The following is a 12,178-nucleotide window of genomic DNA, read 5'->3' as shown; positions in this document are numbered from 1 at the left end:
ACTCAGCAGGCACTGCAGGCAGCCAAAGGAGGCCGATCGTGTACGGCGACTCAGCAACGGTTCGCAAGATCCTGACCGAACTCGGCGACACCTGGGCGATCGTCGGCCTGTCGACGAACGAGCGCCGCGCGGCATACGGGGTCGCCGACGTCCTCCAGCGCTACGGCAAGCGCATCGTGCCCGTGCACCCGAAGGCCGAGACGGTTCACGGGGAGAAGGGATATCCGTCCCTCGACGCGATCCCCTTCGAAGTCGACGTGGTCGACGTGTTCGTCAACAGCGATCTCGCGGGCCCGGTCGCCGACGAGGCCACACGGATCGGCGCCAAGGCGGTCTGGTTCCAGCTCGGGGTGATCGACGAGGCGGCGTACGAGCGCACGCATGCGGCAGGCCTTGACATGGTCATGGACCGCTGCCCGGCGATCGAGATCCCCCGACTCGGCTGAGCCCCAAGCTCGGGGCGCGGGGAACTGCGCGACCAGCCACGACGAACCCGCAGCTTCGAACCGCGCCCCCAGCGGACCGCTCAGCGGTTCCTCCGCGAGGTCACCGTGAACTGGGCTCCGTCGGGATCGCGGAGCACCGCCTCCGTCGGAGGGACCTCCGTAGGGGACGTGCCGACCCGGACGACGGTGCCGCCATGCGTCCGCGCGGCGCGGACGCAGGCCTCGACGTCGGGGACGGCGAAGTGGATCTGCCAGTGCGGCCTGATCGTGGGATCGGGCGCAGCCTCCACGGCACCGGAGTGGATCCGGGCCACGATCTCTCCGTCACTGCGCAGGACGACCTCGTCCGCCTCGTAGTCGACCTGGCAGCAGCCGGGCCGAGCGGAGGCCCACTCGAGGACCTCGCCGTAGAACATGGCGGCGTCGAAGGCATCGCGGGTGTGCAGCCGCACGAAGGCCGGGGCGGCGCGGCGCCAGCTCTCCCAGCCGGCGATGAGCTTGCCCTCCCAGATGCCGAACACGGCTCCGTCGCGGTCCGCCAGGAGAGCGGCCCGGCCCGGGGGGAACGCGATCGGGCCGACCGCTGTCGTACCACCGCGTTCCTGCCCCCGGGCCACGGCCTCGTCGGCGCTGTACACGGCGAAGTAGGGAGTCCAGGCAACGGCCATCTGCCACATGGAGGCCACGGCCGCGACACCCGCGACCGGCACATCGTCCGCGTATGCGATCCGGAACCGGTCACCCAGACTGGCCGACCGGAACTTCCAGCCGAACACCGCGTGGTAGTAGTCCTCCGCGGTCGCTTCGTCGCGTGCCGTCAGGCTGACCCAGCACGGGGCACCGAACACCGACTGGCTGGAGATGACATCGCTTTGGAGAGTTGTGTCGCGGTTCATGGCAGTACCGTCCTGCTTTCCTGACCGGCGTGCTCAGCCGCCGGCGCCGAATCGCTCCCAGACGCGGTGCTCGCCCAGCAGCCGGGTGATCTGTTCCAGGGCGCTCGTGCCGCTGTCCGCGGTCACGACGCCCGGTGCACCGGCCGGGATGCCCGCGGCGTCCAGAGCGGTTTCGGCACCCGCCCAGCCGCCGATGGCCTTTCCGTGCCGGAAGGCCTCCGACAGCAGCAGGAGCACTCGAGGGTCCGTGGTTCGTTCGGTTCCAGCATCCCCCGCCTTGGCGTCCCGCGCTCCGTAGGCGTCGCTGCCGGGCCCGGGTACGCCCGCCAGCACGATGGCGTCGTACTCCACCGACCGGGCGGTCGCGAAGGTGCGCTGCACCTGGACGGGCTCACCCTCCGCGTCGAGCTTGCCGCCGGCCGGGGCGATCACCAGGGGGACCATTCCCGCGTCCAGGACCGCGCGGCGGACGGTGCGTACGCCGTCGAGGTCGCCCCGTTCGTCGGTGACGATGCCGATGACGCGCCCGTCCAGCGGCCAGGTGTGGCCCAGCTGGGAGAGGGCGGGGCTGGGGTCGACGGCGGTCAGGGGCACGGTGGCCTCGGGTGCGGGCAGGCCGAGACCGGTGGCGACCTGCTCGCACAGTTCGGGGTCGATGTTGGCGAGCGACTGCAGCTGCCGTTCCTTGACGGCCTGCTCGTAGCACTTGCCCAGTTCGAAGGTGTACGCCGCGATGATGTGCTCGCGCTCCACCGGCGTCATGCTGCGCCAGAAGAGCCGCGGCTGGCTGAAGTGGTCCGAGAAGGAGGCGGGGGCCTCGCGTTGCTTCCTGCCCGCCGGCACCTCCACCAGCGTCTCGATGTACGCACGGGTGTCGGCGCCCGCGAGGAACGGGCAGCCTCCGTCGAGGGAGTTGGGCCGGTAGGGCGCCGCTCCGGTGTGCACGGCCGTCTGGTGCATGCCGTCCCGGTGCATGTCGTTGACCGGGGCGTGGGTGCGGTTGACCGGGATCTGCGCGAAATTCGGCCCGCCCAGGCGGCTGATCTGGGTGTCCAGGTAGGAGAAGAGCCGGCCGGCCAGCAGCGGGTCGTCGGTGACGTCGATGCCGGGCACGAGGTGGCCGGGGTGGAAGGCGACCTGCTCGGTCTCGGCGAAGAAGTTGGACGGGTTGGCGTTCAGCGTCAGCAGGCCCACGGGCTGTACGGGTGCCAGCTCCTCCGGGACGATCTTCGTCGGGTCGAGCAGGTCGATGCCCTCGAAGGTCTGCTCGGGATTGTCCGGGAAGGTCTGGATGCCCAGCTCCCACTGCGGGTAGGCACCGGCCTCGATGGCGTCGGCGAGGTCGCGCCGGTGGAAGTCCGGGTCCATGCCGTTGATCAGCTGCGCCTCCTCCCACACCAGGGAGTGCACGCCCAGCTTCGGCTTCCAGTGGAACTTCGCCAGCGTGGTGGCGCCCTCGGCGTTCACCAGCCGGAAGGTGTGCACGCCGAAGCCCTCCATCATGCGGAAGGAGCGCGGGATGCCCCGGTCGGACATGTTCCACAGGGTGTGGTTGGTGGCCTCGGTGTGCAGGGAGACGAAGTCCCAGAACGTGTCGTGGGCGCTCTGTGCCTGGGGGATCTCACGGTCGGGGTGCGGCTTCCCGGCGTGGATGACGTCCGGGAACTTGACGGCGTCCTGGATGAAGAAGACCGGGATGTTGTTGCCGACCAGATCGAAGGTGCCCTCGTCGGTGTAGAACTTCGTCGCGAAGCCCCGCGTGTCGCGCACCGTGTCCGAGGAGCCGCGCGAGCCGAGGACCGTGGAGAACCGTACGAACACCGGAGTCTCCACCTCGCCGCCGAGGAAGCCCGCCTTGGTGACCTTCGCGGCGGTGCCGTAGCTCTGGAAGACACCGTGCGCGGCGGCACCCCGTGCGTGCACGACCCGCTCGGGGATGCGCTCGTGGTCGAAGTGGGTGATCTTCTCCCGCAGGTGGTGGTCCTGGAGGAGGACGGGCCCTCGCTCGCCGGCCTTCAGGGAGTGGTCGGTGTCGTAGAGCCTGGCCCCCTGGGCCGTGGTCAAGTAGGCGTCACCCTGGGCCCTCACCGTCCGGTCGGCTCCCGTGGGCCGGCCGGTGGCACTGACGGTGTCAGGGGCACCCTGGTCGGCTTTGGGCGGGAGTGGCGCGTGGGGTTCGGTCGGTTCGTCGACGGGCGGCGACTGCGCTCCGGGCTTGCCGGGAACGCCGTCCGCCGGTCCTTCGCCGCGCAGCGCGTCGGTGGCCTTCTGCGTTGCGGCCTTCAGCGGGTTCTTGTCGCTCATCGCACTTCCAACGCTCGGGAGTGGTCTGCGCCGCCTGGGTACCCCTGGTCGGCCCCTTGAACCCACGCCGCCGATCGACGACCGAAGCTTTGCCGATCCCTGGTTCACCCCCGCCTGAACCCCATCAAACCCCACCGAACCCGGCCCGAAACCCGCCCGAATCCCACCTGAACAAGGCCCTGGGCCCCGGAAGGGCCCCGCGTCCCTTCCGGGGCCCAGGGCCCTTCGCGACCAGCCTGTCACCCGCAGTCGTTCACCCGCGCCGAGCGGCACGCCCGCATTCAGTCCTCGCCCAGGATGATGTGGCTCTCCGGCTCCCCGAGCTCCTTCTCACCCCTGTCGTCCCTGCGGGTACTCCGAGCGGAGAGCACAGCGCGCGCACCATCTCCTGTCCTGCGCTCTCCGGCCGCCGGCTCGTCGCCGAACGTCTCGATGTCCACGCTGGTGCCAGGTTCCATGGGGGCACCTCCTACGTCTTCCGCTCGGGACACCGAGTACCCGACCGCCGCGTTTGAAACGGACGGTGCGTTCCGCTGAAACGGGGGTGGTGCGTTCCGCGCCCGGCGGGCGGACGCTTCGGTCCGCGGTTCGGGGGGACTCGGAGCGCATGACCGAGAAGGCAGACATCCGGGGCTCGTACTGGATGGACACGGCGCCCGGGGAGACGTATCCCGCGCTCGACACGGACGTGATCGTCGACGTGGCCGTGGTCGGCGCGGGCATCGCCGGACTGAGCACGGCCTGGGAACTGGCCCGGGCCGGGCGCAGCGTCGCGGTTCTCGAGGCCGACCGCATCGCCGCGGGCGTCACCGGCCACACGACCGCGAAGCTCTCCGTCCAGCACACGCTGATCTACGACCGGCTGCGCCGTACGCGCGGCCCGGAGGCGGCGCACCTGTACGCGCGCTCGCAGACCGAGGCGATCGAGCACGCCGCGGCCGTCGTCGACGAGCTGGGCATCGACTGCGACTGGGAGCGGCGGAGCGCGTTCACGTACACCCGGGACGAGCGCCGGGTCGACGAGGTGCGCGCCGAGGCGGAGGCCGCGCGTGAGGCCGGTCTTTCCGCGGAGTTCGTGACCGAGACCGGTCTCCCCTACTCCGTGGCGGGCGCGGTCCGTGTCGCGCACCAGGCCCAGTTCCACCCCCGCAAGTACCTGCTCGCCCTCGTCGAGGATCTGCGGGCCCGCGGCGCGCTGATCCATGAGCGCACGCGGGTCCTCGGCCTCGAAACGGGCGCCGCGTGCCGTCTGACGACCGAGACCGGAGCCCAGGTGACCGCCGGCGACGTCGTGATCGCCACGCACTATCCGGTCTTCGACCGGGCGCTGCTGTTCACCCGGCTGTCCCCGCGCCGCGAACTCGTGGTGGCCGCGCCGATCGCGGCCGACCGGGATCCCGACGGCATGTACATCACGCCCGAGGAGGACACCCGCTCGGTCCGCACCGCCCCGTACGAGGACGGCCGAAGGCTGCTGATCGTCACCGGCGAGCACTTCACGCCCGGCACCGGCGACACCGACAAACGGTTCGCGCGCCTCACCGACTGGGCCGAGGAGCACTTCCCGGACATCACGCCCACCTACCGGTGGGCCACGCAGGACAACGACTCCACCGACACCGTGCCGCTCGTCGGCCATCTGCCTCCGGTCTCGCGCCACGCGTACGTGGCGACGGGGTTCGGCGGCTGGGGGCTGAGCAGCGGCATCATGGCGGGCCGGCTGCTGACCGGGCTCATCACGGGCGACCGCCCGCCGTGGGCCGAGCTGTACGATCCGCGGCGCCTGCGTTCCGTACTCCGTGAGGCACCGGCCTTCCTCAGGCACCAGGCGAAGGTGGCCCGGCACTTCGTGGGCGACCGCCTGCCGCCGTCGCACGCCGACTCCCTGGCCGACATCGCGCCCGGCACCGGTGCCGTCATCCGCCACGGCGGACAGCGCAGCGCGGTCTACCGCGACGAGGACGGCCGTACGCACGCCGTGTCCGCGCGGTGTACGCACATGGGGTGCCTGGTCGCGTTCAACGCGGCCGAGCGTGCCTGGGAGTGCCCGTGCCACGGCTCCCGCTTCGATACGGACGGACAGGTGGTCCAGGGCCCCGCGACACACGCCCTGGAGCAGCGCGAAGTCCGCGAGGAGGAGCTGCAAGAGGAGCCACAGGAGGACTGACCGGTCGGGCTCAGTCCGGGCTCAGTCGTGCGCGGGGCTGCCGCTCAGCCGGTGGTCGGCGAGGTTGAGGGCCTCGTCCACGACCCGGCGCAGATGGCCGTCCCGCAGGGAGTAGATCACCCTGCGGCCTTCCTTGCGGGTGTTCACAAGGCCCGCGAGGCGCAGTCGGGCCAGATGCTGGCTGACCGCCGGGCGGGCGGCGCCGCACCGCTCCGTGAGGGTCGTGACGTCGGCCTCGTCGTCGGCCAGGGCGTGCAGCAGCGCGAGACGGGTGCGGTCGCCGAGGAGGGCCAGGACTTCCGCGGCGAGGGCGAACTGTTCCTCGCCGGGGGTACGCGGGTGCGCATCGTGCGCAGGTGACAGGTGCATGCGTGCGCTTATACGCACATAATGGCTTCGTGGGCCTCGCCGAGTCCACTCCCGCGTACGGAAAGGGGATCCTCGTGAGCGCCGAGCACCACAGCCACAGCCACGACGGTCACGGCCATCCCGGGCACGACCACGACCACAGCCACAGCCACAGCCACGGGCACCGGCTTCGCGGGCGCCTTTCCCGTCCGCTCCACCGGCTCCGCCACCTCGTCACCCCCCACTCCCACGAGACCGCCGACAAGGTCGACGCCGCCCTGGAGTCCTCCGCCCGCGGCATACGAGCCCTGTGGATCTCGCTCGCCGTACTCGGCGTGACCGCCGCGGCGCAGGCGGGCGTCGTCGTGGTCTCCGGTTCCGTCGCGCTGCTGGGCGACACCGTGCACAACGCCGCGGACGCGCTCACAGCCGTGCCCCTGGGGATCGCCTTCGTACTGGGCCGACGTGCGGCGACACGGCGGTTCACGTACGGCTATGGGCGCGCCGAGGATCTGGCAGGCCTGGTGATCGTGCTGACGATCGCCGCGTCCGCGGTCTTCGCAGGCTGGACGGCGATCGACCGGCTGCTCGATCCGCGCCCGGTCGAGCACATTCCGGTCGTCGCCGCCGCGGCCGTCATCGGCTTCGCGGGCAACGAGTGGGTGGCCCGCTACCGCATCCGTGTCGGCCGCGCGATCGGCTCGGCCGCGCTCGTCGCGGACGGCCTGCACGCGCGCACGGACGGGTTCACCTCGCTCGCCGTCCTGCTGGGCGCGGGCGGCGCGGCGCTCGGCTGGCAACTCGCCGACCCCATCGTGGGGTTGGCGATCACGGCGGCCCTGCTGCTGGTGCTGCGCGACGCCGCGCGCGAGGTCTTCCGCCGGGTGATGGACGCGATCGACCCGGCGCTGGTGGACACGGCCGAGCGGGCGCTGCGGGAGGTGCCGGGCGTCCAGGCCGTGGGCGAACTGCGGCTGCGCTGGATCGGGCACCGGCTGCGCGCCGAGGTGGCGGTGGTCGTGGACGGCGACGCGAGCGTACGGCAGGCTCATCGCATCGCGGTCGAGGCCGAACACGCCCTGCTGCACGCCGTCTCCGGGCTCACCGCGGCCCTGGTCCACGCCGATCCGTCACCCGCGCCCGGCGAGACGGATCCCCATCTGCCCCTGGCCCACCACGCGACGGCCTGACCCGTTCGCCGAACGAGGTCAGGCGACCCCGAGCGCTTCCAGCACCACGGCGTTCGGCAACTCCGCGAACGCCTTCCCCGGGACCAGCAGCTTCCCGCGCCGGCGGCCGCTGCCGACCAGGACGTACGGCAGGTCGACGACGGCCGAGTCCACAAGGACCGGCCAGTCGCCGGGCAACCCGATCGGCGTGATGCCGCCGTACTCCATGCCGGTCTCGCCCGTGGCCGTGTCCATCGGCGCGAACGACGCCTTGCGCGCGCCGAGTTGGCGCCGGACCACGCCGTTCACGTCGACCCGGGTGCCGGAGAGCACGACGCACGCGGCGAGCGTGGTCTCCCCGCCGCGCTTGCCCGCGACGACGACGCAGTTGGCGGACCGTTCGAGGAGTTCCTTGCCGTAGTGCTCGAGGAACGTCGCGGTGTCGGCCCATTCCGGCTCGGTGTCGACGTAGACGATCTGGTCGGCGGGGACGCTGCCGCGCCAGTCGCGCACCGCGTCGGCGACGGGGCGGGTCAGTGCGTCGAGGCAGTCGGGCGCGGGCGTGGCGTTGTCGAAGTGTCCGATGGGTGCGCGCATGACCGCACGCTAACAGGCGTACGGGCGGCTCTCGACGGGTGTCTCAGTGCACGCCCGGGACCGACACCGCCATGACCATCTCCAGCGGAACGTCGCCCGAATTGGCATACGTGTGGGGGACGTTGGCCTCGAAGGAGGCGCTCGCGCCCGCCGGGACCCGGTGCTCCGTGCCGTCGACGGTGAGCGTCAGCTCGCCCGCCGTGACGTGGATGAGCTCGACCGTGCCGACCGGGTGCGCGTCCGAGGAACTGCCCTCGCCCGGCATCAGCAGCCAGTCCCACATCTCCAGCGGTCCCGGCGCCTCGGTGCCCGCGAGGAGCCGGTTGTAGCTGCCGGCGTCGGTGTGCCAGAGCCGTACGGCCTGCTCGGCCGGGACGATCCGCACCTTCGGGCCCTGCTCGTAGTCGAGCAGCGTGGTGATGCTGATGCCGAGCGCGTCGCCGATCTTGACGACGGTGCCCAGGCTCGGGTTGGTGCGGGCCTGCTCGATCTGGATGAGCATGCCGCGGCTGACCCCGGCGCGGGCGGCGAGTGTCTCCAGGGTGAAGCCGCGCTCGGTGCGCCAGCGCTTGACGTTGCGCGCCAGGGACTGGGTCAGCAGATCGAGGTCCGACACATCACGTCCAATATTCTGAATGACAGAGTTCAATACAGTGCACTACGGTGTGGTGCACCCGATTGTTCACTGCACTGTACTGCGAGGTACCCCGTGACAGCACTCTTCGCCCTGGCCACAAGCCTCCTGTGGGGGCTTGCCGACTTCGGCGGCGGGCTGCTGACTCGACGTACGTCGGCACTGGCGGTGGTGGTCGTCTCGCAGTCGATCGCGCTGGTCGTCCTCGGCGCGATCGTCATCGCGACGGGCGGCTGGAGCGAGGCGGGTACGCAGCTGTGGTTCGCGGTGGCGGCGGGAGTCGTCAGCCCTGTCGCGATGCTCGCCTTCTACAAGGCTCTCGCCCTGGGCCCCATGGGCGTCGTCTCGCCGCTGGGCTCCCTCGGTGTCGCCGTACCGGTCGCGGTGGGCCTCGTCCTCGGCGAGCGCCCGGGGCTGCTGCAGTTCGCCGGGATCGCGGTCGCCGTGGCGGGAGTCGTGCTCGCGGGCGGCCCGCAGTTCAGGGGCGCCCCCGTGCAGCGGCAGGCCGTCCTGCTCACGCTGCTCGCGGCGTTCGGCTTCGGCGCGTTCATGGCCCTGATCGCCGAGGCGTCGACCACACTCACCGGCCTCTTCCTCGCCCTGTTCGTCCAGCGCGTCACGAATGTCGCGGCGGGCGGCGCGGCCCTGTACGTCGCCGTCCGACGCGGCACCGAGGCCCCGCCGAAGATCGCTTGGAGCTCACTCCCGGCGCTCGCCTTCGTGGGCCTCGCCGATGTCGCGGCCAACGGCACGTACGCGCTGGCCGCTCAGAACGGCCCGGTCACGGTGGCCGCCGTACTCGCCTCGCTCTATCCAGTGGTGACGGCCCTGGCGGCGCGCGGCTTCCTCAGCGAGCGGCTGCGCGGACTCCAGGCGGCAGGCGCGGGCCTGGCACTCGTAGGCACGGTGCTGCTCGCGACGGGCTAGGAAGAGGGTCGAGAAGGCGAGTCGAGAAGACAGGCCGGGAAGGACGGGCTAGGAATCAGCCCGTACGTCCTCGATGGCGCCCTCCGCCTCCAGCGCGGCAAGGCGGGCGGCGCCCTCGTCGTCGAGCTCGGCCAGCGCCAGCAGCTGATCCGGGGTGACGCCGTCGGGTATCGGCACCGGTGCCGGCGTACGCAGCGGCGGCTGCCAGCCCTCGCCGGGCGACCAGCGCCGCACGACGCGCGCCGGGGCTCCCGCCACCACCGCGTGATCGGGCACCACTCCGCGTACCACCGCGCCGGCCGCCACCACGACGTTCCGCCCGATCCGCGCCCCCGGCAGGATCACCGCGCCCGTCCCGATCCAGCAGCCCGAACCGATCTCCACCGGTTCCATCCGCGGCCACTGCTTGCCGATGGGCTCGTGGGGATCGTCATAGGAGTGGTTCGTGGACGTGACGTAGACATAAGGCCCGAAGTAGCAGTCGCTGCCGATCGTGACCGTCGTGTCGGCGATGACGTGGCTGCCGCGGCCGAGCACGACGCCGTCGCCGATGCGCAGGATGGGATCCGGGCCGAGGTCGAGGTCGGGCATCAATCCGGCGGTCAGGGTGACCTGTTCGGCGATGATGCAGTGCGCGCCGAGATGGATCCACGGCTCGCCGAAGACCGTGCCGAGCGGGAAGGCGAGCCTGGTGCCAGTTCCCATCGCACCGAAGCGGAACCGCCCCGGGCGGTCGGCGCTCACGGCTCCCGTGCGCTGCACCCACGCCCAGCCCGCATGGACGGCACGCTGGACGAGGCGACGCCGCCATGACGAGAACGTGTTCTTGCTCTTGGGCACCCGCTCACCGTACTCAGCGGGCGCCGCGCCCATGAGGTCGTACGGCTGTGATCTCCGCCCCACCCGGCGCCGCCCCCATGGCTTACGGTGCCGGTACCGACGACAAGCAGGAGTTGACGATGACGCACAAGGCGCTGATCGCTGGCGTGGGCGGCAAGGATCCGAAGGTGGATCAGGAGGCGTTCGCCGCCCCGACGTCCGTGGTGCTCGGCGACGTGACACTGCACGCGGGCGCGAGCGTCTGGTACGGCGCGGTACTGCGTGCCGAGTCCGAGCCGATCGTCATCGGCACGGGCAGCAACGTCCAGGACAACTGCACGCTCCATGTCGACCCGGGCTTCCCCCTCACCCTCGGCGAACGCGTCTCCGTCGGCCACAACGCCGTGGTGCACGGCGCCACGGTCGAGGATGACTGTCTGATCGGGATGGGGGCGACGGTGCTCAACGGCGCGGTGATCGGCGCGGGTTCGCTGGTCGCCGCGCAGGCGCTGGTGCCGCAGGGGATGCGAGTACCCCCGGGCTCACTCGTGGCGGGCGTCCCCGCCAAGGTAAAGCGGCAACTGACCACGGAGGAGCGCGAGGGCATCGCACTCAACGCCGCCGTGTACACGGAACTGGCCCAGACACACCGCACGGCCCAAGAGAGCACCCCATAAGGGGGCGCAGCGCCATAGGGGCGCGAGGAACTGCGCGCCCAGCCACGAACGACCCGCATTCGAAACAAAACCTGAGACGGGGGCATGGGGGCGCAGCCCCCACAGGGGCGCGGGGAACTGCGCGCCCAGCCACAACCGGCCCGCAGATCCCCAAGCACCCGCAGTCCCCCCGCTCACCCTGCGGAGCTACTCCGCAGGGACCGGCTCGCGCCCCAGCTCCCCCTCGGCGGCAGCCGCCCGCGCCGTGGCGTTCTCGGCCGTCACCTTCTTCGCCTTGCGCTTGAGGACCAGCATCGAGACGAGCCCGATCAGCAGGGCCACCACCAGACCGAGCCAGGAGAAGCGCTTGAGCCAGGACTCGGCGACCACGCCCACGTAGTAGATGACCGCCGTGGTGCCGCCCGCCCACAGGATTCCACCGAGGACGTTGGCGGTCAGGAACTTCCAGTACGGCATGCGCAGGACGCCCGCGAGGGGGCCGGCGAAGATCCGCAGCAGGGCGACGAAGCGGCCGAAGAAGACCGCCCACATGCCCCACTTCTCGAAGGACCGTTCCGCCGTGGCGATATGGCCCTCACTGAAGTGCTTGGGGAACTTCCCGCCGAGCCAGGCCAGCAGCGGACGTCCGCCCTTGCGGCCGATGGCGTAGCCGATGGAGTCCCCGATGATGGCGCCGGCGGTGGCGCACGCACCGAGGATGAACGGGTCGATCTCGCCGTGCTGGGAGGCGAGCAGCGCCGAGGAGACGAGGATGATCTCGCCGGGCAGCGGAATGCCCAGGCTCTCCAGACCGATGACCACGCCCACCAGGACGTAGATGCTGACCGCAGGCACGGTCTCGAGCCATTCCTGGACGTGCAACGCCGTTTCCTCCCATGTCGCCGAACCCGCGTTCCCGGCGTGCGCTCTCCGATGAGCGCGCGCCGGTGCAGCGTACCTGTTCACTGGGACGACAACTGGCTACCACTGGTTGCCCTGGTGCTACGGGTACCGAAGCGGGGATACGGGGTGCATACGGGGTACTAGTGTCCTGCGCCAGTAGTTGATCGTTAGTTGGTATGTGACTCCTACTGCTGGTGCGTCAGTTCCTCGTCGGGGCCCGAAACTGGAGCCATTGCTGCTGTCTGCTGAGGAGCGGGCGGAGTTGGAGCGGTGGACGCGTCGGGCGACCTCGGCCCAGGCGCTGGCTCTGCG

The 12,178-nt window shown here is 71.1% G+C and carries 13 protein-coding genes; 5 read left to right on the top strand and 8 right to left on the bottom strand.

Annotation, left to right across the window (positions count from 1 at the left end; genetic code table 11):
• The first annotated feature begins 38 nt into the window (after nucleotides 1-38).
• Complete coding sequence (locus G5C60_RS32630; protein WP_165264622.1) at nucleotides 39-446, top strand: CoA-binding protein; 408 nt, start codon at nucleotides 39-41, stop codon at nucleotides 444-446.
• 80 nt (nucleotides 447-526) lie between these two features.
• Here the strand turns inward: G5C60_RS32630 and G5C60_RS32625 are convergent, their stop codons facing one another.
• From G5C60_RS32625 to G5C60_RS32615, 3 genes are all read right to left on the bottom strand, one after another.
• Nucleotides 527-1,342 carry a VOC family protein gene (locus G5C60_RS32625; protein WP_165264621.1) on the bottom strand — a complete coding sequence of 272 codons (816 nt, stop codon included), beginning with the start codon at nucleotides 1,340-1,342 and terminating at the stop codon, nucleotides 527-529.
• Nucleotides 1,343-1,375: 33 nt separating this feature from the next.
• On the bottom strand, nucleotides 1,376-3,646 hold the full coding sequence (locus G5C60_RS32620; protein ID WP_165264620.1) for a catalase: 2,271 nt from the start codon (nucleotides 3,644-3,646) through the stop codon (nucleotides 1,376-1,378).
• A gap of 281 nt (nucleotides 3,647-3,927) precedes the next feature.
• A complete protein-coding gene (locus tag G5C60_RS32615) occupies nucleotides 3,928-4,104 on the bottom strand; it encodes a hypothetical protein (protein WP_165264619.1) in 177 nt (58 codons plus the stop codon).
• 149 nt (nucleotides 4,105-4,253) lie between these two features.
• Between G5C60_RS32615 and G5C60_RS53295 the strand changes: the two genes are divergently transcribed.
• Nucleotides 4,254-5,813: an FAD-dependent oxidoreductase gene (locus G5C60_RS53295; RefSeq protein WP_165264618.1), complete on the top strand. Its 1,560-nt coding sequence runs from the start codon at nucleotides 4,254-4,256 to the stop codon at nucleotides 5,811-5,813.
• Nucleotides 5,814-5,834: 21 nt separating this feature from the next.
• Here the strand turns inward: G5C60_RS53295 and G5C60_RS32605 are convergent, their stop codons facing one another.
• Nucleotides 5,835-6,182 carry an ArsR/SmtB family transcription factor gene (locus G5C60_RS32605; protein WP_165264617.1) on the bottom strand — a complete coding sequence of 116 codons (348 nt, stop codon included), beginning with the start codon at nucleotides 6,180-6,182 and terminating at the stop codon, nucleotides 5,835-5,837.
• A gap of 74 nt (nucleotides 6,183-6,256) precedes the next feature.
• Here G5C60_RS32605 and G5C60_RS32600 point away from each other — a divergent pair, with 74 nt between their 5' ends.
• Entirely contained in the window at nucleotides 6,257-7,351 is a 1,095-nt protein-coding gene (locus G5C60_RS32600; protein WP_165264641.1) for a cation diffusion facilitator family transporter, read from the top strand.
• An 18-nt stretch (nucleotides 7,352-7,369) separates the two neighbouring features.
• On the opposite strand, the gene G5C60_RS32595 is transcribed toward G5C60_RS32600, so the two are convergent.
• The gene (locus tag G5C60_RS32595; RefSeq protein ID WP_165264616.1) at nucleotides 7,370-7,927 is read right to left on the bottom strand and encodes a YbaK/EbsC family protein; all 558 of its coding nucleotides are present in this window, start codon (nucleotides 7,925-7,927) and stop codon (nucleotides 7,370-7,372) included.
• Nucleotides 7,928-7,970: 43 nt separating this feature from the next.
• The gene (locus G5C60_RS32590; protein ID WP_165264615.1) at nucleotides 7,971-8,543 is read right to left on the bottom strand and encodes a cupin domain-containing protein; all 573 of its coding nucleotides are present in this window, start codon (nucleotides 8,541-8,543) and stop codon (nucleotides 7,971-7,973) included.
• A 93-nt stretch (nucleotides 8,544-8,636) separates the two neighbouring features.
• On the opposite strand from G5C60_RS32590, the gene G5C60_RS32585 reads away from it, so the two are divergent.
• On the top strand, nucleotides 8,637-9,488 hold the full coding sequence (locus tag G5C60_RS32585; RefSeq protein WP_165264614.1) for an EamA family transporter: 852 nt from the start codon (nucleotides 8,637-8,639) through the stop codon (nucleotides 9,486-9,488).
• A 48-nt stretch (nucleotides 9,489-9,536) separates the two neighbouring features.
• On the opposite strand, the gene G5C60_RS32580 is transcribed toward G5C60_RS32585, so the two are convergent.
• Nucleotides 9,537-10,361 carry an acyltransferase gene (locus G5C60_RS32580; protein ID WP_165264640.1) on the bottom strand — a complete coding sequence of 275 codons (825 nt, stop codon included), beginning with the start codon at nucleotides 10,359-10,361 and terminating at the stop codon, nucleotides 9,537-9,539.
• An 86-nt stretch (nucleotides 10,362-10,447) separates the two neighbouring features.
• Here G5C60_RS32580 and G5C60_RS32575 point away from each other — a divergent pair, with 86 nt between their 5' ends.
• Complete coding sequence (locus G5C60_RS32575) at nucleotides 10,448-10,984, top strand: gamma carbonic anhydrase family protein (protein ID WP_165264639.1); 537 nt, start codon at nucleotides 10,448-10,450, stop codon at nucleotides 10,982-10,984.
• 186 nt (nucleotides 10,985-11,170) lie between these two features.
• Here the strand turns inward: G5C60_RS32575 and G5C60_RS32570 are convergent, their stop codons facing one another.
• Nucleotides 11,171-11,845: a DedA family protein gene (locus G5C60_RS32570; RefSeq protein WP_165264613.1), complete on the bottom strand. Its 675-nt coding sequence runs from the start codon at nucleotides 11,843-11,845 to the stop codon at nucleotides 11,171-11,173.
• Nucleotides 11,846-12,178: the final 333 nt, after the last annotated feature.

The organism is Streptomyces scabichelini (assembly GCF_011045015.1).
Lineage (GTDB): Bacteria > Actinomycetota > Actinomycetes > Streptomycetales > Streptomycetaceae > Streptomyces > Streptomyces scabichelini.
Note: the sequence above shows the minus strand (reverse complement) of the source record. Positions and strands in the feature narration are given on the sequence as shown.

Excerpts from the sequence above, each read along its gene's own strand:
- G5C60_RS32625 (WP_165264621.1), bottom strand. The coding sequence starts at position 1,342 with ATGAACCGCGACACAACTCTCCAAAGCGATGTCATCTCCAGCCAGTCG.
- G5C60_RS32620 (WP_165264620.1), bottom strand. The coding sequence starts at position 3,646 with ATGAGCGACAAGAACCCGCTGAAGGCCGCAACGCAGAAGGCCACCGAC.
- G5C60_RS32615 (WP_165264619.1), bottom strand. The coding sequence starts at position 4,104 with ATGGAACCTGGCACCAGCGTGGACATCGAGACGTTCGGCGACGAGCCG.
- G5C60_RS53295 (WP_165264618.1), top strand. The coding sequence starts at position 4,254 with ATGACCGAGAAGGCAGACATCCGGGGCTCGTACTGGATGGACACGGCG.
- G5C60_RS32605 (WP_165264617.1), bottom strand. The coding sequence starts at position 6,182 with ATGCACCTGTCACCTGCGCACGATGCGCACCCGCGTACCCCCGGCGAG.
- G5C60_RS32595 (WP_165264616.1), bottom strand. The coding sequence starts at position 7,927 with ATGCGCGCACCCATCGGACACTTCGACAACGCCACGCCCGCGCCCGAC.
- G5C60_RS32580 (WP_165264640.1), bottom strand. The coding sequence starts at position 10,361 with ATGGGCGCGGCGCCCGCTGAGTACGGTGAGCGGGTGCCCAAGAGCAAG.
- G5C60_RS32575 (WP_165264639.1), top strand. The coding sequence starts at position 10,448 with ATGACGCACAAGGCGCTGATCGCTGGCGTGGGCGGCAAGGATCCGAAG.